This is a genomic window from Micromonospora rosaria (assembly GCF_001567585.1).
Taxonomy (GTDB): domain Bacteria; phylum Actinomycetota; class Actinomycetes; order Mycobacteriales; family Micromonosporaceae; genus Micromonospora; species Micromonospora rosaria.
In genome coordinates, this window is the sequence record NZ_LRQV01000035.1 from 25,091 (window position 1) to 46,996 (window position 21,906).

Annotated in this window: 18 protein-coding genes; 7 read left to right on the forward strand and 11 right to left on the reverse strand. The window is 71.4% G+C overall.

Annotated elements, in window-relative coordinates; translation table 11 throughout:
- Positions 1-142 precede the first annotated feature (142 nt).
- Together AWW66_RS12280 and AWW66_RS12285 are read left to right on the forward strand one after the other, a co-directional pair.
- Complete coding sequence (locus AWW66_RS12280; protein WP_067364471.1) at positions 143-1,399, forward strand: ROK family transcriptional regulator; 1,257 nt, start codon at positions 143-145, stop codon at positions 1,397-1,399.
- A gap of 140 nt (positions 1,400-1,539) precedes the next feature.
- Positions 1,540-4,002 (forward strand): glycoside hydrolase family 2 protein, encoded by a 2,463-nt coding sequence (locus AWW66_RS12285; RefSeq protein WP_067364474.1) that lies wholly within the window; start codon positions 1,540-1,542, stop codon positions 4,000-4,002.
- A 66-nt stretch (positions 4,003-4,068) separates the two neighbouring features.
- Here AWW66_RS12285 and AWW66_RS12290 read toward each other — a convergent pair whose 3' ends face one another.
- The 7 genes from AWW66_RS12290 to AWW66_RS12320 form a co-directional block, all read right to left on the reverse strand.
- Entirely contained in the window at positions 4,069-4,356 is a 288-nt protein-coding gene (locus AWW66_RS12290; protein ID WP_067364477.1) for a PfkB family carbohydrate kinase, read from the reverse strand.
- Between the two features lie 126 nt (positions 4,357-4,482).
- Positions 4,483-5,805, reverse strand: coding sequence for an AGE family epimerase/isomerase (locus AWW66_RS12295; protein ID WP_083978425.1), 1,323 nt, complete (start codon positions 5,803-5,805; stop codon positions 4,483-4,485).
- A gap of 178 nt (positions 5,806-5,983) precedes the next feature.
- The gene (locus AWW66_RS12300; RefSeq protein WP_067364480.1) at positions 5,984-6,898 is read right to left on the reverse strand and encodes an ABC transporter ATP-binding protein; all 915 of its coding nucleotides are present in this window, start codon (positions 6,896-6,898) and stop codon (positions 5,984-5,986) included.
- On the reverse strand, positions 6,895-7,821 hold the full coding sequence (locus AWW66_RS12305) for an ABC transporter ATP-binding protein (RefSeq protein WP_067364483.1): 927 nt from the start codon (positions 7,819-7,821) through the stop codon (positions 6,895-6,897). Before AWW66_RS12305 ends, AWW66_RS12300 begins: the two co-directional genes overlap by 4 nt.
- Positions 7,818-8,873, reverse strand: a complete 1,056-nt coding sequence (locus tag AWW66_RS12310) for an ABC transporter permease (RefSeq protein ID WP_067364486.1) — start codon at positions 8,871-8,873, stop codon at positions 7,818-7,820. Before AWW66_RS12310 ends, AWW66_RS12305 begins: the two co-directional genes overlap by 4 nt.
- Before the next feature lie 15 nt (positions 8,874-8,888).
- Positions 8,889-9,878 (reverse strand): ABC transporter permease, encoded by a 990-nt coding sequence (locus AWW66_RS12315; protein ID WP_067364489.1) that lies wholly within the window; start codon positions 9,876-9,878, stop codon positions 8,889-8,891.
- A gap of 36 nt (positions 9,879-9,914) precedes the next feature.
- Entirely contained in the window at positions 9,915-11,591 is a 1,677-nt protein-coding gene (locus tag AWW66_RS12320; RefSeq protein ID WP_083978427.1) for an ABC transporter substrate-binding protein, read from the reverse strand.
- Between the two features lie 455 nt (positions 11,592-12,046).
- Here AWW66_RS12320 and AWW66_RS12325 point away from each other — a divergent pair, with 455 nt between their 5' ends.
- The 5 genes from AWW66_RS12325 to AWW66_RS12340 all read left to right on the forward strand — a co-directional run bounded on the left by AWW66_RS12325 (position 12,047) and on the right by AWW66_RS12340 (position 17,334).
- Positions 12,047-13,258: an ROK family transcriptional regulator gene (locus tag AWW66_RS12325; RefSeq protein ID WP_067364495.1), complete on the forward strand. Its 1,212-nt coding sequence runs from the start codon at positions 12,047-12,049 to the stop codon at positions 13,256-13,258.
- Positions 13,259-13,308: 50 nt separating this feature from the next.
- Positions 13,309-15,465: an alpha-galactosidase gene (locus AWW66_RS12330; protein ID WP_067364498.1), complete on the forward strand. Its 2,157-nt coding sequence runs from the start codon at positions 13,309-13,311 to the stop codon at positions 15,463-15,465.
- Positions 15,466-15,655: 190 nt separating this feature from the next.
- A complete protein-coding gene (locus AWW66_RS33655; RefSeq protein ID WP_157527412.1) occupies positions 15,656-15,826 on the forward strand; it encodes a hypothetical protein in 171 nt (56 codons plus the stop codon).
- 10 nt (positions 15,827-15,836) lie between these two features.
- Positions 15,837-16,955 carry a cellulose binding domain-containing protein gene (locus AWW66_RS12335; RefSeq protein ID WP_067364500.1) on the forward strand — a complete coding sequence of 373 codons (1,119 nt, stop codon included), beginning with the start codon at positions 15,837-15,839 and terminating at the stop codon, positions 16,953-16,955.
- Positions 16,956-17,082: 127 nt separating this feature from the next.
- Positions 17,083-17,334: a hypothetical protein gene (locus AWW66_RS12340; protein WP_067364503.1), complete on the forward strand. Its 252-nt coding sequence runs from the start codon at positions 17,083-17,085 to the stop codon at positions 17,332-17,334.
- Between the two features lie 660 nt (positions 17,335-17,994).
- Here the strand turns inward: AWW66_RS12340 and AWW66_RS12345 are convergent.
- The 4 genes from AWW66_RS12345 to AWW66_RS12355 all read right to left on the reverse strand — a co-directional run bounded on the left by AWW66_RS12345 (position 17,995) and on the right by AWW66_RS12355 (position 21,760).
- On the reverse strand, positions 17,995-18,711 hold the full coding sequence (locus AWW66_RS12345; protein ID WP_067364506.1) for a hypothetical protein: 717 nt from the start codon (positions 18,709-18,711) through the stop codon (positions 17,995-17,997).
- A 148-nt stretch (positions 18,712-18,859) separates the two neighbouring features.
- Entirely contained in the window at positions 18,860-19,093 is a 234-nt protein-coding gene (locus AWW66_RS33660; RefSeq protein ID WP_157527414.1) for a hypothetical protein, read from the reverse strand.
- Between the two features lie 361 nt (positions 19,094-19,454).
- Positions 19,455-20,102 carry a Rid family hydrolase gene (locus tag AWW66_RS12350; protein WP_211271923.1) on the reverse strand — a complete coding sequence of 216 codons (648 nt, stop codon included), beginning with the start codon at positions 20,100-20,102 and terminating at the stop codon, positions 19,455-19,457.
- A 44-nt stretch (positions 20,103-20,146) separates the two neighbouring features.
- On the reverse strand, positions 20,147-21,760 hold the full coding sequence (locus AWW66_RS12355) for a flavin monoamine oxidase family protein (protein WP_067364512.1): 1,614 nt from the start codon (positions 21,758-21,760) through the stop codon (positions 20,147-20,149).
- Positions 21,761-21,906 lie beyond the last annotated feature (146 nt).

Consider the following 21,906-nt stretch of genomic DNA (forward strand, 5'->3'; position numbering starts at 1 on the left):
GAGCGCTGCACACATCCTTAATTAGGCAGGTTACGAAAGTCAATACGCTGCGGCGTCGCGCCCGCTCGCGGGCGTGATCGCGGCTGAATGGTGTCGCCGTAGGTGAAGTAGCCTGGCGACGGGGCGAACACCGGGAGGGACCGTGGCGAGCAGCCCGATCTGGGCCAGCCGACCGAAGACCCGCGGCCTGGTGCTGGACGTCATCAGGGCGGCGCGCAGCATCAGCCGGGTCGAACTCGCGGCGGCGACGGGCCTGACGGGCGCGACGATCTCCGAGGTCGTGCGTGAGCTGATGGGTGACGGCCTGGTGGTCGAGGCCGGCCGGGGTGCACCGACGGGTGGCAAGCCACGCACCATGGTGCAGCTCAATCCGCTGGCCCGCTACAGCGTCGGGGTGCAACTCGAACGCAACACGTGCGTTGTCGTGGTCGTCGACCTGGCGGGCCGACAGGTGGCCCGGACGTCGTTCCAGGGCGTGGCGATGCCGCCGGAGCGGGCGCTGCCGCTGGTGGCCGCACAGGTGGACACGTTGCTGGCCACGGCGGGCGTGGAGCGCGACAGGGTGTTGGGGGTCGGCCTGGTCAGTTACGGTCCACAGGACCGGCGCGCGGGTGTGTTGTTGACGCCGCAGCCGACCGACGAGTGGCTCAACTACCCGGTCACGCGGCGGCTGACGGAGACCCTCGGGCTGCCCGTCCTCCTCGACAACGACGCGGCGGCGGCCGCGGTCGGCGAGTACTGGATGGGTGCGGTGGACCCCCGCAGCACCTACGGCTGCATCTACATGGCCACCGGAATCGGCGGCGGCGTCGTGGTCGCCGGTGCGGTGTATCGGGGAAGTTCGTCGAACGCCGTGGAGATCGGCCACATCTCGATGGACGTCAACGGCGACGAGTGCCCCTGCGGCAACGTCGGCTGCCTGGAGAACTACGCCGGCCCGTCGGCCCTGGTCCGGCAGGCCCTGGCGACACCCGGGCTCGCCCAGCGGTTGGGCCTGGACCCGACCGCCGCCGACGTCCTCACCGAGTTCGCGCGGATCGCGGCCGCGGCCAACGCCGGTGACACCGGCGCGCGGGGCCTCGTCGAGCGGTCGGCCCGCTATCTCGGTCACGCGGCCGTCACCATGGCCTGCCTGTTCGACGTGGATGCGATCGTCCTGGCCGGACCGAGCTTCGCGGTGGCCGGCTCGATCTACCAGACGATGATCCAGCAGGAGATGGACCGCCGCATGTTCGCCCGGCGGGCGCATCCGGTGCGGATCGTGCCGTCGGTCAACGGTTCGGACGCGGCGGCGATCGGCGGGGCGGTCCTCGTCCTGCAGAGCGAACTGACCCTCGGCCGTCCCCGCCCGGACGGCGAAGCCCGGCCGGCGCCCGCTGGCGCGGCCGGGCTTCACTGAGGGTTCCCACCAGCGCTCACGCGCCGGGGCGCGGCCCGTCCGGACCGCCCGGCCCGGCCGACTCGTTGACTTAATTAGGTTACCTGCGTAAGGATCCTCCGCAGCTTCGGTCCCTGCCGCCAAACGACGAAGAGGGTCCCATGACGCGCTCGACCTTGCACGAGGGCTGGCGCCTGCGCGCCATCGGTGGCCCCGTGCCGGATGTCCTCGCCGGGCGGGACGTTCCCGCTCAGGTGCCCGGCAGCACCCACCTGGACCTGATGGCCGCCGGTCTCATCGCCGACCCCTACCTGGACCGCAACGAGGCGGCCCTGACCTGGATGCACCGCGTCGACTGGCGGTACACGACGGCGTTCCAGACGACCGCGCCCCGGGTGGGCGAGCGGGTGGAGCTGGTCTTCGACGGCATCGACACGATCGCCACCGTCGAGCTCAACGGCGTCGTGCTCGGCCACACCGCCAACATGCACCGCAGCTACCGGTTCGATGTCCGCGAGGCGCTGCGGGAGGGCCGCAACGACCTGACCGTGACGCTGGGATCCGCGCTCAGCCACGCCGAGCGGCTGGAGGCCCGGCTCGGCTGGCGGCAGCGCGCCTACCCGCACCCGTACAACGCGATCCGCAAGATGGCCTGCTCCTTCGGCTGGGACTGGGGTCCGGACCTGCAGACCGCCGGCATCTGGAAGCCCGTGCGGCTGGAACGCTGGGACACCGCCCGCCTGGCCCGGGTGCGCCCGCTCGTCACCGTCGACGCCGACGGGACCGGCCGCGTGGACGTCCACCTGGCGGTGGATCGGGCCGCGGACCGCGCCTACACCGCGGTGGTGACCGTCGGCGACCGCGAGGAACGGGTGCCGGTCTCCGGCGACGCCGCGCAGGTCACCGTCCTCGTGCCGGACGCCCGGCTGTGGTGGCCGGTCGGCTACGGTGAGCAGCCGCGCTACGAGTTGACCGTCACGCTGCTGGCCGACGGCGAGCCGGTGGACACCGACCGGCGTCGGATCGGCTTCCGCACCGTCGCCGTGGACACCGCGCCGGACGGGACCGGCACTCCCTTCACCTTCGTCGTCAACGGCACCCGGATCTTCGCCAAGGGCGCCAACTGGATCCCGGACGACCACCTCCTCACCCGGGTCACCCCCGAGCGGCTCGCCCGCCGGATCGACCAGGCCGTCGGGGCGAACATGAACATGCTGCGGATCTGGGGCGGCGGCATCTACGAGACCGACGACTTCTACGCCGCCTGCGACGAGCGGGGCGTGCTGGTGTGGCAGGACTTCCCCTTCGCGTGTGCCTTCTACGCCGAGGAGGAGCCCCTGCGCAGCGAGGTCGCGGCCGAGGCGCGGGAGAACATCACCCGGCTGGTCGCCCGCCCGTCGCTCGTGCTGTGGAACGGCAACAACGAGAACCTGCCCGCCTACACCGACTGGGAGGGCTGGCGGGAGTCCCTCGACGGACGCAGCTGGGGGCTCGGCTACTACACCGGCCTGCTGCCCGACCTCGTCACCGAACTGGACCCCACCCGCCCGTACGCGCCCGGCAGCCCCTACAGCCCCGGCGACTTCCCGCCCAACGACGCCCAGCACGGCACCCGCCACGAGTGGGACGTCTGGAACATGCTCGACTACACCCACTACCGTGACCACATCCCGCGGTTCTGCGCGGAGTTCGGCTTCCAGGGCCCACCCACCTGGGCGACCCTCACCCGCTGGATCCACGACCAGCCGCTGACCCCCACCTCACCCGCGTTCCTGCTGCACCAGAAGGCCGGGGACGGCAACGGCAAGCTGGACCGGGGTCTCGCACCCCACCTGCCCGTCCCGGACGACTTCGAGCAGTGGCACTGGGCGACACAGCTCAACCAGGCGCGGGCGGTGGCGTTCGGCGTCGAACACTTCCGCTCCTGGTGGCCACGAACGGCCGGAGCCCTCGTCTGGCAGCTCAACGACTGCTGGCCGGTCACCTCGTGGGCCGCCGTGGACAGCGACGAACGACCCAAGCCCCTCTACTACGCCCTCAGACACGCGTTCGCCCCACGACTGCTGACCGTGCAGCCCCGCGCGGGCAGAGCCACCCTGGTCGCGGTCAACGACGACGACCAGCCGTGGACGGGCACGGTCCACGCCACGCGACAGACCCTCGCCGGCGACCTCCTGGCGACCGCCGAGCTGCCGCTCGATGTCCCGCCCCGGTCCGTCGCCCTGCTCGACCTGGCCGACGACCTGCGCACCCCCGCCGACCCGACACGCGAGATCCTGGTCGCCGCCGCCGACGGCGCCCGCGTCCACCACCAGTTCACCGAGGACCGCGACCTCGCCTACCACCCGACGCCCGTCACCGCCGAGGTCACGCCCGTGACCGGCGGCTACCGGGTGGACGTGCGGGCCACTTCGTACGTCCGTGACCTCGCCCTGCTCGCCGACAAGGTGGCCCCCGACGCGGTCGTCGACGACATGCTCGTCTCGCTGCTCGCGGGCGAGACCCACACCTTCACCGTACGCACCACGGCGTCCCTGGCCGACCCGTCCGCGCTGCTGCATCCCCGGGTGCTGCGCTCCGCCAACGCGGCAGCGCGGGCCGAGGAGAGGCCCGACGAGGACTGACAGCGCCCCCGGGCGCAACGGCTGCGGGTCCGGTCCGACCCGCAGCCGTCGTGGTGCCGCCCCGCCTCAGCCGGTCGCCGCCTGCGCCACCGCGTCGAGCTCGGCCGGCGTCGGTGGGTCGGCACCCGGCCTGGACACCGTGACGGCGGCGGCGCTCGCCGCCCGGGATCCCGCCCGGCGCAGCTCCTTTCCGCTGAGCGCGGCGAGCACCCCACGGGCGGCCGGACCGTGCGCCCCGAGACCCACGAGCGCGTCGATCAGCGCCCCCATGAAGGTGTCGCCGGCACCGATCGTGTCGGCCACGGTCACCGGCACGCCCGGCACGGTGACGACGTCGTCGCCGCGGACGAGCACGCTGCCGTGCCACGTTCGCGGGACTGCCGCCGGGCAGTTCCCGTACGCCGGGATCGACGCCGTCGCCGCGACCCGCCGGCAGCACGTCGATCAGCGTCTCGCCGATCACCACCACCGACGGCCCGGTCATGCCGGTCGCCATCGGCCGTCGGCGTCCTTCGGCGGCGGGGCGAGCAGCCCCGACCGTAGCGCCCGGGCGAGCGTGGGCGCGAGCGGCAGCCGCGGCAGCAGCGTGGCCTGCAGCGCGTGGTAGACGTCGGGTTTGCCGGGCCACACAGTCGTGGCGGGCAGGTTCCGCGGGTCGAGTTCGTGCCACCACGAGCCGCCCGTGCGGTCGAGCAGATGACGCTCGGCGTAGTCCCACCAGGCGGCGTAGTGGTCGGCGTACCGCCGCTCGCCGGTGCGCCGGTGCAGCGCCGCGGCGGCGGCGATCGCCTCCGCCACCACCCAGTGCATCCGCTGGCGCACCAACGGCGTGCCGTCCCAGTCGGTGGTGTAGACGAAGCCCTCCGCGCCGTCGGCGTCCCAGCCGTCGTCGACGGCCCGGTCGAACAGCCGCACCGCCGCCGCGACGAGGGCGTCGTCGACGCCCACCGCCGCCTCGACGGTCAGCAGCAGCCGCGACCACTCCAGACCGTGGCCGGGGGTGGCGCCGTACGGCTTGAACGGGTCGTCCGGTCGGCTGCGGTGGAAGCCGAGATCGGGGGTCCAGTCCGGCCCGAAGTGTTCCGGCAGACGCCCGTGGTGGACGGCGGCGAGTTCGACGACGAACCGGGCCGCCCGCGCGGCCCGGTTCCGCCAGACGGCCGCTCCCCCGCCGACGGCGGGCTCGACCGGGTCGTCGAGCACCTCGACGGCGTCGGCCACGGCGAGCATCGCCTCGACCGCATGCATGGTGGCGTTGAGGCCGCGGTAGTCGTCGGGGCGGGTGAAGTCGGCGTCCCAGGTGTCCAGCGGGCGGCCCGCCGTGTCGTCCCAGAACCGGGCGAGGTAGACGTCGGCGGCGTCGGCGAGCAGCGTGGTGCCGCCGGGTCGGCGGGCGAGCGCTGCGGACGACGCCGCGAGCAGCACGAAGGTGTGGTTGTAGCAGGACTTGCCGGCGGCGCGGTCGGGGACGCCGTCCGGTCCGAGCGCGTGGAACCACCCACCGTGCCCGACGTCGCGCAGCCGACCGGTCAGGCCCGCCAGCGCGGCGTCGGCGACGGGGGCGCTACCGGGCACGCCGAGCAGCACACCGAGCGAGTACGCGTGCGCGGTGCGGGCGGTGATCCAGGTGAGCACGCCGTGCGTGGGATCCGGCACGCCATGCGTGTCCAGGTAGGCGGCGCCGCCGTCGGGCAGCGCGGACCGCGCGCCGAAGGCGAGCAGCCGGCGGCACTCGGCGTCCAGCCACGCGTGGTGGGCGGGCCGGGCGAGCCGATTCACGGGCAGGGCCGGGGTGGCGGTCACGGAAGGGTCCTCTCTGCCGGGTCCAGAAGGGCGTTGGCGCAGCGGACGGCGGCGGCGAAGGCCTGCGGGTCGCCGGACGGCGACGTCACGCGGAAGGTGACGGACCGGCCGGCGCGGAGGGTCACCATGCCGTCGGGGTGCGGAAACGAATGCGGAACGCTGCGCGGGGGCTGCCGGATCAGCCCACGGCGGGCCGGTCGGTCGCCGTGGCCGACGGTACCCCGGCCTGCTCCCACCGGCGGGTGCGGTGGTCGTAGCAGACGCTGTTGTCGATGGCGTCGCGGTCCACCGTCACGGCGGCCGTGACCCGGTCGCGGCGCTCGGGATCCGGTGCCGAGCGCGCCAGCAACCTGGTGTAGTGGTGGTGCGGGTCGAGGATCACCGCGTCGGACGGCCCGCGCTCGACGATGCGACCTCGGTAGAGCACGAGGATCTCGTCCGAGAAGTGCCGGGCGGTGGCCAGGTCGTGGGTGATGTACAGGACGGCGAGCCGGTCCTCCCGCTGCAGGCGGCCCATGAGGTTGAGCACCCCGAGGCGGATCGAGACGTCCAGCATGGACACCGGCTCGTCGGCGACGAGCACCTGTGCTCCCGGGGCCAGCGCGCGGGCGATCGCGACCCGCTGGCGCTGGCCGCCGGAGAGCTCGTGCGGGCGGCGCGGCGCGATGGTCTCGGCCGGGGTGAGGTTGACCCGTTCGAGCATCTCCAGCACCCGCTGGTGTGTCTCGGCGGCGGTGTGGGTGCGCTGGTGGATGCGCAGCGGGCGGGCGATGTGGTGCTCGATCGAGTGGAAGGGGTTGAGGGAGGCGAACGGGTCCTGGAAGACCATCTGCACCTGCCGCCGGTACAGCGACCCCTGCACCGGGGTGCCGTCGTCGAGACGCACGTCGACCGTGCCGGAGGTGGGTTTCTCCATCCGTGTGAGGATCTTGGCGATGGTGGACTTGCCCGAGCCCGACTCCCCCACGAGGGCGACGGTACGCCCGGGGACCAGGTCGAAGCTGACGTGGTCGACGGCGCGCAGCCGCGTGCGGCGCAGGCCCGTGCGGATCCGGTAGTCCTTGACGAGGTCGGTCACGTGGACGAGGGTCATGCGCGCTCCTCGATGGTGCCGTCGGCCGGTGCGGCGGTCTCGTCGACCCCGGTGCGGATGAACGCGCCGCGCGCTCCGGACAGGCTCGGGAACGAGCCGAGGAGCCGACGGGTGTACGCATGCCGCGCGTGGCGGTACAGCAGGTCGGCCGCGCCGAGCTCGACGATCTCGCCCGCCAGCATGACGGCGATCCGGTCGCTGATCTCCAGCAGCAGCGGCAGGTCGTGCGTGATGAAGATGACGGCGAAGTCCAGCTCGTCGCGCAGCCGCACGATCTCGGTCAGGATCTCGCGTTGGACGACGACGTCCAGCGCCGTGGTGGGCTCGTCCATGATCATGACCTGCGGTTCGAGCAGCATCGCCATCGCGATCATGACCCGTTGCCGCATTCCCCCGGAGAGTTCGTGCGGGAAGGAGCCCAGTCGCCGGGGGTCCACCCCGACCCGCCGCAGCACCTCTGCGGACCGCTCGCGCACCTGCGCCCGCGGCAGGCCGGGGCGGTGGGCCAGCAGGGTGTCGCGCAGCTGCGCCCGCACGGTCGTGACGGGGTTGAGGGCGTTCATGGCGCCCTGGAACACCATGGAGAGCTTCTCCCAGCGGAACGCGCGCAGCTCCACGTCGGTCAGCGCGAGCACGTCGATGTCCTCGCCGGCGCTGTCGTGGAACGTCACGCGGCCGGAGGCGATGCGGGCGGGCGGGCGGTGCAGCCGGTTGATCGCGTACGCCAGGGTGGTCTTGCCGCACCCGGACTCGCCGGCCAGGCCGAGGATCTCCCCCCGGTGCAGCGTCAGGCTCGCGTTCCGGACGGCGGTCACCGGCGGGTCCGCCTCGTACACGACGGTGAGGTTCTCGACCGTCAGTACGGCGTCGACCCTCGACCCGTCGGCGGCGCAGGCGTGGTCGTGCTGGAGCGTCGTGCTCATCGCGGGGACTCCTCCGAGAGGTTCGCGCCGGGGGAGCCGGCACCCGGGGCGTCGGTCCTGCGGCGGGCCGGTCCCCGCTGCGTGCGCGCGACCTGCCGCGCGCGCCTGCGGTGCCGGCGCAGGTTCCTGAGCTTGGGGTTGATGATCTCGTCGATCGAGAAGTTCACCAGGGACAGGCCCATGCCGAAAAGCGCGATGATCAGGCCCGGCGGCACGAACCACCACCACGCGCCGAGCGACAGCGCGTACCCGTTTTGCGCGTAGAAGAGCATCGTGCCGAGCGTGGCGGAGTTCGAGGCGCCGAGGCCGATGAAGGCCAGACCGGCCTCGCCGAGGATCGCGGCGATGACCGCGAACACGAACTGGGACGCGATGACCGGCAGGAGGTTCGGCAGGATCTCCACGACGATGACCCGCCAGGGTTTCTCGCCGGCGACCTTCGACGCGGCGACGTAGTCGCGGTTGCGCACCGAGAGCGTCTGGGCGCGCAGCACCCGCGCCGACGCGGCCCAGCTCGTCAGGGCGAGCACCACGACGATGGTCCACACGCCACGGCTCTCGCGCGGTACGAAGCCCGAGATCACGATGACCAGGGGCAGGCCGGGGATCACCAGGAAGACGTTCGACAGCAGGGAGAACGCCTCGTCGACGATCCCGCCTCGGTAGGCGCCGTAGATGCCGAAGAACGCCGACAGGGCGGTGGTGAGGATGCCGACGAGCACGCCGATCTGCAACGAGCCGCGGGTGGCGTGGGCGAGTTGCGCGAGCACGTCCTGCCCGGTCTGGGTGGTGCCGAGCAGGAACTGCGCCGACGGCGGTGTGAGCCCCTGGTCCCGGATCTGCTTGGGGTCGCCCACGAGGTAGACGGCGATGATCCCGAAGAGCGTGATCCCGACGACCAGCACGAGACCGAGGGCCAGCCAGGGCGTCATGGAGGGCAGCAGCATGCGCCAGCCCGCTCGGGCGGGGCGGCCCGTCGGGCCGGTCGTCGGGGTGAGCGTGTCGGCGGCGTCGGCCACCGTCGGTGCGCTGGCGGGGGTGAGGTTCGTCATCGTGGTGTTTCCCCGTCAGTGCCGGGCGCGGGTGCGCGGGTCGATCAGGCCGTAGAGCAGGTCGACGATCAGGTTGGCGCCGAGCACGGCGAGGGTGATGAAGAGGAAGACCCCCTGCATGAGCGCGTAGTCGTTGTTCGTCACGGCGCCGAGCAGGCGCCCGCCGATCCCGGGATAGGAGAAGACCTGCTCCGTGATGACCGAACCGGAGACCACGAATCCGAGGGAGATGGCGAACCCGGCCACGGAGGGGAGGACGGCGTTGCGCGCCGCGTAGGAGCGTCGGATCTTCCTCGGTGACAGGCCCTTGGCCTCCGCCGTCAGGACGTAGTCCTCGGACAGGGTGGAGACCATCATGTTCCGCATGCCGAGCAGCCACCCGCCGACCGAGGCCAGGACGATGGTCAGGGCGGGCAGGGTGGCGTACCGCACCGCCGAGAGGATGAACGGCGTGTTCCAGCCGGGGGTGAGCGCGACGTCGTAGCCGCCCTGCAGCGGCAACCAGCCGAGCACCCGGGCCAGCAGGTAGGTGAGGATCAGGGCGAGCCAGAAGTACGGGATGGCGGCCAACAGCGTCGTGGCCGGGACCAGCGAGTCGAGCCAGGTGCCGGGGCGCCACCCCACGACCGCGCCGAGGAGCACCCCGAGCAGCGCGGCGAGGACGGTGGCGACCCCGACGAGGACCACGGTCCAGGGCAGCGACGACAGGATCACGTCGGAGACCTTGGCCGGGTAGTAGCTCACCGAGACCCCGAGGTCCCCGCGCGCGAGGTTCTTGAGGTAGTCCAGGTACTGGCTCCACAGCGGCCCGGTGTCGTCGCCCCCGAGCAGGAGCGCGTACGCCTCGCGCGTCTCCGGGCTGACCGTGCCACCGCGCTGCTGGAGCTTGGCCAGCAGGATGTCGACGGGGTCACCGGGCAGGAGGCGCGGGATGGCGAAGTTGAGGGTCAGGGCGGCCCAGAGGGCGACCGCGTAGAAACCCAGTTTGCGGAGGAAGTAACTCACGGCAGCGCTCTTTCCTCGGGGCGGCGTCCGGGGCGGTCAGCTCTGCGGCTTGAGCCGCTTGAAGATCTCTGCGGCGTCGAGGGACGACCACACCGCCGGGAAGGCGTACAGGTCCTGGTCGGAGGGCCAGCCGCTGAACTTCGCGGTGTTCCAGACGCTCGTCGTCCCGCCGGTCAGGACCGGGACGTACGGCATGTCCCGCACGATCGCCTGCTGGACGGTGTCGAAGTACGGCTGCCGGGCCGCCTGGTCGTCGAGGGGAAGCGCGGCCAGGTCGTCGAGCGCCGCGTCGACCTGCGGGTTGACGTAGCGGGAGAAGTTGTTGCCGGCGGACTGGCCCACCTTGGCCCCGGTGCCGGAGTCGAAGAAGTAGGTGTAGAGGTAGAACGGGTCCGGCGCGGGGCCCTGCCCCAGCGAGTCGATGACCAGCTGGAACCTGCCGGATCCCTTCTTCTCCGTCCACTCGTTCCACGAGGACTGGGCGGCCTGCAGCTCGATCCCGGCGGCCTTGGCCTGCGAGGCCATCGTGTCGATCGCGGTGATGTAGTCCGTCCAGCCGGTGACCACCTCGACCGTCAGGGACAGCCGCTGGCCGCCCTTGGCGTAGATGCCGTCGGAGCCCTTGACCCAGCCGGCCTGCTCCAGGATCTGCGCGCTCTTCTGCGGCTCGGCGGTCATCGGCGCCACCTTCCCCGCGAGGCTGGCGGCGGCGAAGCGGTCCTGGCTGGGGGTGAGCGTGAAGGCGGGGGAGATCGCGCTCGCGGTGTCCTGGAACGCCAGCTTGTTGAGCTGGGTCCGGTTGAGGGCGGAGTAGAGGGCGTGCCGGACGGCCGGGTCGGTCTGCGGGCCCGTGCACCCCATCTGCACGCTGGAGCACGTGGCGAGCACCATCTGGCTCTGCCACTGGGTGTACGCGTCGTAGTTCGGGAAGTTCTTCCTGGTGTTCTTGATGTCGGGGATCGGTCCGGTGAACCAGTCGACCGTGCCGGCCGCGATGCCGTCGGCGCCGGCCTGGTTGCCGGACAGCGCGACGAAACGGATCTTCTTGACCCTCGGTTCGCCGCCCCAGTACCTGGAGTTCGCCGAGTAGGTGAAGGCCTGCGGCTTGAACTCGCTGACCAGGTAGGCGCCGGTGCCGATGGGCTTCTCGACCACGTCCTCGGTGGGGCTGGTGTTCTTCCACAGGTGCTCGGGGACGATCGGCACGGTACCGAGCAGGTCGGGACCCTTGACGAAGGCCGGCGCCTGGAACGTGAAGGTGACGTGGGTGTCGTCCACCGCCGCGGCGGTGCCGTCGAACCCGATGTTGTTGATGGCCGCGTTGTTCTTCAGCAGGCCGAAGGTGAACACGACGTCCTTCGCGGTGAAGGGCTGACCGTCGCTCCACGTCACCCCGTCGCGCAGGGTCACCGACAGGACGGTGCCGTCGGTGTTCCAGGAGTGCTGCGTGCCGAGCAGCGGCACAAGGTCGGACACCTTGGCCTTGTTGACGAAGAAGAGTGTCTCGTAGATCGCGCCGAGACCCCCGATCCGGGACGGCGAGAACGGATTGAAGTTGATCTGGTAGTCGCCCGACTGACCCGTGTAGGCCACGAGCGTGGCCTCCGAGCCGGCGGACGGGGTCCCGCCGGAGCAGCCGGTCAGCACGAGGCCGAGCGTGGCTGCGCCCGCGAGCGCCGCAGCGCGACGCGACATGCCGGTGAGAAGAGACATCTTGGTCCTTTCACGCGCGGGGGCGATGCTCGCCCGCCGTGGCCCAGGAAGGGCATGACATGTATTCTTAAGCGACTAAATTTACTCAGTCAATGCATGAGGTGGATCGATCTCGATAAGTTCCCGCTCCGGGACCGACGGACGGCTGGTCGCAGCCGCCCGCCCCGGCCACGGTCGGGGACGGACCGCCCCGCCGAGGAGTCGCCGCATCCGCCAGACGGACCACGAGCAGCGCACCCGCCGGGATTGTCGCCGGTGTCCGTCCGAGCTGGAGGCAGCCACCCGGCACGCCGTCGTCCAGCCCGACCACACCGCGACGACCCCGACTCATCGGCTTCGCCGGGCCGGAGGCCGCCGCCGTCGACCCTTGCGCCATTTAGTTGATCTGATGAACATATGAGCGGGAGTGATCAGCCCGGCTCCAGCTCCCGGCCGGATCTAGGAGGGCTCGCGGCATGCTCCGCAACGACGATGGTCGCGTCACCACGGCCGGGCGGATGCTCGATCTCCTGCGCACCCGCGGCACGCTCAGCCGGGTGGAGCTCGCCGCGCTCTCCGGCCTCACGCAGGCCAGGATCACCCACGTGGTCCGCCGTCTGATCGACGGAGGCCTCGTCCGCGAGGTGGGCCGTGAGCAGCAGGGCCGGGGCCAGCCCCGGCGCCTGCTGGAGCTGGAGGCGGATGCCTGGTACGCCGTCGGAGTCCAGTTCGACCGCACCACGACGACGATCGTCGTGATCGACTTCGCCGGCCGGCGGGTCGCGACCGCCGGCTTCCGCGGCACCGGGACCAGCGGGCCGGATGCGGCCGTCTCCACCCTGGCCGACCACGTCGACGACCTGGTGCACCGCACGGGCGTGCCGCGCGAGCGGGTCCTCGGCGTCGGTTTGGTCACCCACGGACCTCAGGACCGCGAGCGCGGCATGCTCCTGATGGCCCATCCCACGCCCGACTGGCTCCAGTACCCCCTGACGTCGACACTGTCGAACCGGCTCGGCCTACCCGTCCTGCTGGAGAACGACGCGACGGCGGCGGCCACCGGCGAGCAGTGGTCCGGCACGGTGCCGACCGACACGTTCGGGCTCATCTACCTGGGTTCCGGCCTGGGCGGCGGCATCGTGGCGGACGGCAACGCCTACCGCGGTCGCGCCTCGAACGCCGTCGAGATAGGGCACGTGGCGCTCATGGGCGCCAGCGCCCCCTGCGTCTGCGGCAACCGTGGCTGCGCCGAGGCCGAGGCCGGCCCACGCACGGTCGTCGCGCAGGTGCTCGCCCGTCCCGACCTCGCCGAGCGCCTCGGCATCAGGGCCCACGAGGAGGACACCCTCGCCGACTTCGGGCGCGTCGTGCGCGCGTGGCAGGCGGGCGACCCGGACGCCACGAGGATCCTCCAGCAGTCCGCCCGCTGGACCGGCCGCACGGCGGTGACCATGGTGAATCTCTTCGATCTCGACACCGTCGTGCTGGCCGGACCCGCCCTCGTCAACGCCGGCCCGCTCTACCAGCAGTTCATCGAGGCGGAGCTGACCCGCCACGCGCTCAGCCGGGCGCTCAGCCGGCCCCGCGTCCTCCTGTCCGCCAACGTGGACACCGCCGCCGCCATCGGTGGCGCCCTCCACGTCCTGCGCAGCGTCACCGTGGAGCACATCGCCAGGACGCCCGCCTGACGCGACCCCTCCACCCCGCCCGGTCCCGCCCGACGAGAGCCAGGAGAGAGATGTCGTCCCCACGCACCCCCGAACCGCACGCCGCCTGGACAGTACTGCGCCGCGACGGCGTCGCCATCATCCTCGCCCATCCCGCAACCGGCCTGCCCGCCGTCCTGCACTGGGGCGCCGACCTCGGCCCGCTGGAGGCCAGCGACCTCGACGCCCTGGACCGGGCCACCAGCCGTCAGACGACGCCCGGCACGCTGGACGCCGCCTGGCGCCTACCGATCGTGCCCGAGGAGGCGAACGGCTGGTCCGGCCGACCGGGACTGCTCGCCACCCGCGACGGCCGTCCCCTCTATCCGCGCTGGACGTCGCGGGTCGAGCACGAGGACACCGGCTCCGTGCGCGTCACCGCGACCGACGCCGACGCCGGCCTGACCCTGCGCATCCAGGTGGAGCTCGGCGCCGGCGGGCTGGCGCTCCTGCACCACGAGCTGATCAACGATGGTGCCGGGGACGTGGAGGTGGCATGGCTGGAGGCGACGCTCCCGGTGCCGAAGACCGCCGACCACCTCACCGCCTTCTCCGGGCGTTGGACTCGGGAGAAGGCGCCGCTCACCACGGCCATGCCCCGGGGGACGACCACGCGCGAATCGCGTCGCGGCCGTGGCGGGCACGACGCACCCTGGGTGACGCTCGCGTCGATCGGGGCGCCGCGCAACCGCCGGGGTGAGGTGTGGGCGGTCCACCTCGGTTGGAGTGCCGACGTCCGCCACCGGACTGACCGGGTGACGGAGCACGTCACGCTGCTCGGCGCCGGCGAGCTGTTGCGTCCCGGGGAGGTGAGGCTGGCGTCCGGCGCGTCGTACCGCACCCCCACGGCGTACTTCGCGTGGTCCGCCGCCGGTCTCGATGGTGTCGCGGACCGCTTCCACACCTGGATGCGCGCGCGGTCCCAGCATCCCCGTACCCCCCGGCCGCTCGTGCTCAACACGTGGGAGGCGGTCTACTTCCAGCACGACCCCGCGCGCCTGGAACAGCTCGCGCGCCGGGCCGCCGCCGTGGGCATAGAGCGCTTCGTGCTCGACGACGGCTGGTTCCTCGGCCGCCGCGACGACACCGCAGGGCTGGGCGACTGGCAGGTCGACCCGACGGTGTGGCCGCAGGGACTCGAACCCCTGGCGGACCTCGTCCACTCACTCGGCATGCAGTTCGGGCTGTGGTTCGAGCCCGAGATGGTCAACCTCGACTCGGAGCTGGCCCGCGCGCACCCGGACTGGCTGCTCGCCAACCCGGCGTCGGTTCCGTCGCCCGCAGGGCTGTCCTTCCGCACCCAGTACGTGCTCGACCTGGCCCACCCCGACGCCTGGGAGCATGTGCGGGCGCAGCTGTCCGCGCTGATCGGCCCGCTCGGCATCGACTTCGTCAAGTGGGACCACAATCGAGACCTGGTCGAACCGGTGCACGACGGGGAACCCGGCACGCACGCGCAGACGCTCGCCGCGTACCGACTGATCGAGCGCCTCAAGGCCGACCACCCGAGCCTCGAGATCGAGTCGTGCTCCTCGGGCGGGGCCCGCACCGACCTCGGCATCCTCGCGCGCACCGACCGGGTGTGGGCGTCGGACTCCAACGACCCCGTCGAACGGCAGGACATCCAGCGCTGGACGGAACTCCTGCTGCCGCCGGAGCTCGTCGGCGCTCACGTCGGCCCCTCCCCCGCGCACTCGTCGGGCCGCGCCACCACACTGTCCTACCGCATGGCCACCGCCCTGCAGGGCTCGGCAGGCTTCGAGTGGGACATCCTGGGATGCTCGGAAGAGGAGACCGACAGGATCGCCTCGTTCGCCGGCCTCTACAAGGAACTCCGCGAGCTGTTGCACACCGGCACCGTGGTGCACCCGGACGTGCTCGACCCGGCACTGCGGGTGCGCGGCGTGGTCGCCCCCGACCGCGGCGAGGCGGTGTTCACCGTGTGCACGGTCAGCTCGTGCGAGGAGGCGCTGGTCGAGCGGCTGCGGCTGGACGGTCTCGACCCGGAGCGCCGATACTCGCTGCGCCTGCGGGACGAGATCGGCACGGCGCGGTGGGGATGGGTCACCCCGGCGTGGGTGGGCAGGACGCCGGTCGTCGTCCCGGGCCGAGTGCTCACCGAGGTCGGCCTCCAGCTGCCCACCCTCTGGCCGGCCCAGGCGCTCGTGCTGCACCTCACCGCGGTCTGAGCCGTAACCGGTAGGGCGCGAAGGCCGACAGTGTCACCCGCGTCGGCCTTCGCGCGGCCCGACGGCTGCGCCGCCGGCCAGGGCACCCTCCGCCAATTACACCGATCAGCTTGACCTGATGAACGTGAATGACGAAGCTCTGAGATGCGCTCCCATCGACGCTCCCCTCTAGGTACTCAGGAGAGCCTCTATGACACGTCGTCACGCCCCGCTGGCGTCGGCGGCGGCCGGCACGCTGGTGGCCGCCAGCCTGACCGCCGCCACCCTGCCCGCCTCGGCCGCGGCCTCGGGCTGCACGGTCACCTACCCCAGGAGCTACGGCGAGGGTCACCGCGCCCACCTGCTCACCGTGACTCCGTAGGAGGCCTCCGATGTCGCGAAAGACCTTCCCGTACGCGGTGCTCGCCGCGATCACCACGATCCTGGCGTGCACGGTGGCGCTCCCCGGCACCCCGGTGCAGTCGGCTCCCCACCGGACGGCGGCGACGCCGGTCAGGATCATGCCGCTCGGTGACTCGATCACCGCGGGCCCCGGCTGCTGGCGTGCCCTGTTGTGGAACCAGTTGCAGACCGACGGCCACCAGAACATCGACTTCGTCGGCGGCGCCTCCGACGGCGGTAGCTGCAACTACGGTTTTCCCTACGACAGCGACCACGAGGGCCACGGCGGCTTCTCCGCAGTCGGCATCGCCGACAACAACCAGCTCCCGCCCTGGTTGAGCGCCGCACGACCGGATGTCGTCGTGATGCACCTCGGCACGAACGACCTCTGGGGTGGCTGGCAGTCCATGGACACGATCCTCGCCGCGTTCACCAAGCTGGTCGGGCAGATGCGCGCAAACAACCCCGACATGAAGATCATCGTGTCGCAGATCATCCCGCACCACGGCTGCCAGACCTGCCCCGCCGACACCATCACGCTCAACAGCCGGATCCCCGGCTGGGCCGCCGGTCTCACCACCGCCCAGTCACCCATCGTCGTCGTGGACCAGTGGACCGGCTTCAACGCGGCCACGGACACCGGCGACGGGGTGCACCCGAACGACTCGGGATTCCGGAAGATCGCCAACCGCTTCCATCCCGCGCTCGCGCAACTGCTCGGCGGTACCGTTCCGCCCACCTCGTCGCCGAGTCCGACCCCCTCGGTCACCCCTCCCCCGACACCGTCGACACCCCCGCCCGGCAACAGCCAATGCACGGCGACGTACCGGGTGGTCTCCCGGTGGTCGGGAGGTTTCCAGGGCGAGGTGAGCATCCGTAACGACACGACGGCGACGACGACGGCGTGGACCGCGACGTTCCGCCTCGACAGCGGCCAGCAGGTCTCGCAGGCCTGGAACGCCACGGTCACCCAGACCGGAACGGCGGTGAGCGCACGGAACGTGAGTTGGAACGGCGGCCTGGCCCCGGGCGGCTCGGCTAGCTTCGGCTTCCTGGCTTCCTCGACCGGCAGCGACCCGACGCCGGTGGTGGGCTGTACGGTCGGTTGACCGACGGCGGGTGTGGGTGCGACGCCGGACGCCGCGCCCACACCGCACCGCTCGATCGCGGCGTCCCGCACACACCCCATGACCATCGAACCACCGGACCTGCCCGTTCCATCGAGCCCATTTCACCGTGGCGGTGCTGGTCCCGGCGATGGCGTATGCGCCGCTCGACCCGCCGGGTCCGGCGTTCGACGGTCCGCCCTGGATCGTCTGGTCGACCGCTATCCTTCTCGGCCTTCCGGCCGCAGCGCGGCAGCGTTGGCCACGGCCGGTGCTGACCCTCGTCCTCGCCGTAGCGGTCGGGGCCACGGTGGCCGCTGTCACCGGCACCGCGGCGATCTGGGCTGGCCTGCTCGCTGAGCCACCACGGCGGCAGGCCTAGTTCGACGGCCACTGCACGCGCCTCATCAAGGACGACTCCGTGCGGGACGAACATCGCGTCCACGTCCCTGGTGACCCGTTTCGCGTCGTAGGCGAGCGCCACCGCGGCAACACCCACGACGAAGATGTCGGCGACGACCCCGCGACGGACAAGCCGGTCGCCCAGGTGAGTGAACGCGCGTTCGAGTTCCAGGCGCCCCATCAGGACGCCGTCCGACCCGCTCACGCCGCAGCCAGGTCGTGCACGGACAGGTACACGCCATGCTTCCGGAATTCAGCCGGGGCCCATGCCAGGGCGTCGACTCGGTGGATGGCCAGTTCGGCCGGGAACCACGCCCGGCGCACGTGCCACCCGGCCTCGGGTGCATGATCAACGATGCGGTGGCCACGGCGGCGAGCCCGGGAGGACACCGGGGAACGACAACTGGCTCCAACGCGACCGACTCCCATCCCCCAGCCGGCTCTTCGGAGAAGTCACTTCCCGGACCCGCCGCCACCCAGGATAGAACCCTCCTCCCGGCGGTGTCTTGACACAGAGGGGAGCCAGATGAGGACGGGTTCGGCGTCCAGCGGTGGGCCGCTCGCGGATCAGACCGCTGGCACGATGATCCGCGGCACGAGCAGGCCTGCACCCGATACGTGATTGCCGACCCAGTCGGCCTCAGTCATCGGCCGGCCTGGTAGATCGAACTTTGGGATGTCGCCATCCAGCGGGAACTCGATCATCGGTGATATGCCGATTGGGGGTCGGCAGGTGCCGCTCCTCGATCCGGACCACGTAGCGGTGCCAACCCGACTCCGCGTGGAACCGCGCCAACCTGAGTTCCACCGTGCCCACTGGTTGGTCACGTGGTTGGTCACCGTCCAGCCGTGCCCGGCCCCGGAACCATACGTCCGAGATGCCCTGCGGGAGGACAAGGTTATCGACGGGCTCGGTTTTCCCGTCGTCATCAAGATCGGACAGTCGGAAGAAGTAGTGCTCCTCCTCGTGACGCCGCCCAAAGAGGAAGAGATGCCGCTCATCGGCCGGTTGGGCCAGGAGCTTGTGGATGTTCCCCCGAGCCCAGTCCGCCGCGAGCATCTCATCGCACACCTGCGCGAGCTCGTTCAAGCGCAAGGGGATCGATCCGCTCTCGGTCTGGGGCAGTCCCGCCCTTCTCGCGCGCGCCCATCGCACCATCAGGCTTGCGGCCGGGGGCGAGGTGACCTCGACGATGCCGTGGCGCTCCTGGCCGTCAGGGTATACCCAAGAGCCGTCGGGCATCTTGTCGCCAGCGCCGGCATCCGCGAGCTTGATGTCGACCCCGAGCACCTGCTCCATGGCCAGAAACGCGATCTCTTCCTCGCGGGTCGCCTTCGCCCCGGCCGCGTTGCTCATGGCCGGCAGAGTAGTCGGTCGAGGGTGGAGCGGGCACATGGAGCCGTTCCCGGCATGAGTGCGGGTCCCGCCGTCACCGGTCAGCGGCAAGTCCGGAGCGAGTACAGGCTCATCGGCAGATCCGCACGTCGCCGGACCGCCTCCACCGTTACGTCGCGTAGTTGGTGAGCTTCATGCCTCGGCTGATGCCTTCCCTGTCGACTACCCGCAGGCACTTGTCGACGTCGATAGTTGCTTGTGCGTGCTGGCGTACCTGTGCTGGCAGTTCAGGGCGCGGATCGGCGGGGCTCTGTTGCAGGTCGGCCAGGGTGGACGTTGCCGCGTCGCGACGTGCGGCGAAGGCTTGTGGCTCGGTGGCTGCGAGTTCGTCGAAGTACCGCACGCCTTCGGCAACGAAGATGCAGATCTGCTCCGACGTCTCCCCGAGGATGCGTGCTACGTATCCGTGGAGGATCTTGTTGGACCGGGCGACTGGAGAGACAGACCGGCATGCCGATCTCCCGGACGCTGGCCGCGTACCGGCAGGGGAGAACGTGAGCCGGGGCCTGCCGGGCGGCCGGGCGGCGACGGCCGCCCCCGCCACCGGCTACCGACACCCACGGACGGACCCCGGCCGATCGCGGCGGATCGACCGAGGCCCGTCGGAGGGGTGCCGGATCAGGCGTGCCGGATCAGGCGAGGTCGATCCGGTCCAGCTCCATGACCTTGGAGCGGCCGGTCGACGGTGCGCCTGTGACGGGGGGTCACTCGTTCTTCGCGGGGTAGGCGGCGTCCACCTCCACCTCGACCAGCCAGCCGTTGACCGGCAGGTTCTCGATCTCGAGCGCGAACCGCGACGGCCGGGCGGGGTTGACCACCATCGGCGGGGCCGGGGCGGCCGACCCGAGCGGCACGAGCACCGGCTTGCCGGTCAACAGGCTGGTGTTGGCGAAGAACTGGCGGTACGCCCGGTTCCAGCCGTTGAAGTCCATCCGCTCCTGGCCGGCGGGGTTCTGGAGGAACACCCGCATGCTGATGACGTCCTGGTAGGTCAGGCCCGCGCGGGCGAGGTTCTCCCCGATCCGGCGCAGCACGTTGATGCCCTGCGCCTCGGTGATGGTCACGCCCGGCGGCAGCACACCGCCGGGGAACACCTCGGTGTCGATGTAACGCGCCTCCGACCCGGCCGGTGCGGCCGGGTTGAGGGCGGCCGGGCCGAGCCCGCTGGTCTTGTAGAGCGCGGTGCCCTTGCCGATGGCCACGCCGTCGGCGATCGAGGGGTTGTCCTGTCCGGCGGGGAGCAGGGTGACGGTGGTACCGGGCCGGGGCGGGAACAGCCCGCCGGCGACGGCGCCGGTGGGGATGGCGAGGAGGACGACGGCGGCGGGGACGAGGATGGCGCTTCGGCGCACGGTGGGGACCTTTCTGTGGGGGCGACCGGGGGTGGCCGGCGTGCTCATGCGGCCGTGACGCGGGCGTGCAGGGATTCGACGGCGACACGGGCGGAGACCATCGCGCCGTGCTGCCAGGCGATGGCGTGGCTGAGGTGGTCGCCGGCGAAGTAGACGTTGCCGGTCGGCTCCAGGAGACTGCGGTACGCGGCACCGGTCTGCCCACCGATGGCGCCGGGCCAGCCGACCCACGCCCCCTCGGAGAACCGCGTGGAGGCCCAGTCCCGGGAGTAGGAGGCGGTGATCCCCTCGCCGTACACGTCACCGAATATCTTCTTGCCCTGCCGTACCGCCTCGGCCAGTCGCTCCGCCGGGGTCAGGTTGCCGTAGAAGTTCGCGTTCCCGCCGGTGTTGTAGTAGCCGATCATGGTGCCCCGCTCGCCGTTGTAGCCGTACGACGGGTGCCACATGTTCCCGAGGTTGGTGTTGGCGTTCGTGATGCCGCCGTAGATGCGGAAGTCCTCCTCCCACCACCGGCGGTCGTACTCGATGCCGATCTTGCCGGCGTTGGTGACGCTCACCGACCCGAGGGCGGTGACGACCGCCGTGGGCAGGTTGGAACTGATCCTCGCGGCGATGTGCGGCGGGATGGTGTTGATCGCGAAGTCGGCGAACGCCTTCTTCGGACCGGCCGGGGTGGTGTACACGACCTCGACGCCCGAGGTCGTGTTGCGGTACTCGACGATCTCGGCGTTGTACCGCATCCGGCGGGCACCGATCGCCGCGGCGAAGGCGTAGGCGATCTTGTCCATCCCACCGACCGGCTGGTACATCATCATCGCCTGGTCGAAGCCCATCTCGAACGAGAAGTAGTTGCCCACGGTCGAGGCGAGAAGGTCGGACATCGCGTACGGCGGGATGGTGGTGCCCGACTCCAGGCCGGCGCCCGGCTGCGTGGCGTAGCCGCGCCGCCCGCCGCCGGTGTACCGGAAGCTGGCCGCCGGGTCGCCGGCGACCCGGGGCCCGATGGCACCGACGCTGCGCAGGTAGGCCAGGAGGCGCTCCTTGTCCTCGGCGGTGAGGTACTGGTCGAGCGAGCCCTGGTCGGTCGCCTTCGCGAGCAGCTCGGCCGTGTACCCGTAGGCGTCCGCCTTGGCGGCCCGGTGCCGGACCGGGACGCCGTTGAGGGCACCCGGCACGTTCTCGCGGTAGAGGAAGGCGTCGGCGTTCTGGTTGGTGAAGACCTCGATCGGGACGCCGAGTTCCCGGCAGTAGTCGATCGTCACGTGCATCTGCGGGATGCGGCCGGGGCCGGCGTTCATGTACTGGCCCTTGGAGAAGGTCGCCCGCTGGGTCTGCCCCTTGAGATCGGTGATGGTGTCGCCGCCCCGGACGGTCCGGTTACGGCCGCCGGGCCGGTCGCGCCCCTCCAGGACGGTGACGTCGTACCCGCCCTTGAGTAGTTCGTAGGCCGCGGTGAGACCGGCGATGCCACCGCCCATCACGATGACCGTCTTGCGGCCGTGCCGGCCGAGGTCGCTCTTCTTCGGTGGTGTGAACGGTGGTGTCTCCGCGGCGTGGGCGCTGGTCAAACCGAGCGCGCCCATGCTGTGCAGCATGACGCCGGCACCACCGGCGATACCGACGCGACGGAGAAAGCCCCTGCGGGTCTGGCTCATCAGGCCTCCGGGTGTGGGGTTGATCAATCCGGACGCTAGGAAGCCTTCGTTAAGCCAGCGGATCATCCCGAGGTCGGCCACGTCACGTACCCGCTGGTAGATCGCCTTTCCGGTTACGGAGCCTGGGGTCCATCGGGACATACCGG

What these genes read in the sequence shown, in the direction of transcription:
- AWW66_RS12285 (WP_067364474.1), top strand. Translation starts at nt 1,540, where the DNA reads ATGACGCGCTCGACCTTGCACGAGGGCTGGCGCCTGCGCGCCATCGGT.
- AWW66_RS12300 (WP_067364480.1), bottom strand. Translation starts at nt 6,898, where the DNA reads ATGACCCTCGTCCACGTGACCGACCTCGTCAAGGACTACCGGATCCGC.
- AWW66_RS12305 (WP_067364483.1), bottom strand. Translation starts at nt 7,821, where the DNA reads ATGAGCACGACGCTCCAGCACGACCACGCCTGCGCCGCCGACGGGTCG.
- AWW66_RS12310 (WP_067364486.1), bottom strand. Translation starts at nt 8,873, where the DNA reads ATGACGAACCTCACCCCCGCCAGCGCACCGACGGTGGCCGACGCCGCC.
- AWW66_RS12320 (WP_083978427.1), bottom strand. Translation starts at nt 11,591, where the DNA reads ATGTCTCTTCTCACCGGCATGTCGCGTCGCGCTGCGGCGCTCGCGGGC.
- AWW66_RS12325 (WP_067364495.1), top strand. Translation starts at nt 12,047, where the DNA reads ATGCTCCGCAACGACGATGGTCGCGTCACCACGGCCGGGCGGATGCTC.
- AWW66_RS12330 (WP_067364498.1), top strand. Translation starts at nt 13,309, where the DNA reads ATGTCGTCCCCACGCACCCCCGAACCGCACGCCGCCTGGACAGTACTG.
- AWW66_RS33655 (WP_157527412.1), top strand. Translation starts at nt 15,656, where the DNA reads ATGACACGTCGTCACGCCCCGCTGGCGTCGGCGGCGGCCGGCACGCTG.
- AWW66_RS12335 (WP_067364500.1), top strand. Translation starts at nt 15,837, where the DNA reads ATGTCGCGAAAGACCTTCCCGTACGCGGTGCTCGCCGCGATCACCACG.
- AWW66_RS12345 (WP_067364506.1), bottom strand. Translation starts at nt 18,711, where the DNA reads ATGAGCAACGCGGCCGGGGCGAAGGCGACCCGCGAGGAAGAGATCGCG.
- AWW66_RS12355 (WP_067364512.1), bottom strand. Translation starts at nt 21,760, where the DNA reads ATGAGCCAGACCCGCAGGGGCTTTCTCCGTCGCGTCGGTATCGCCGGT.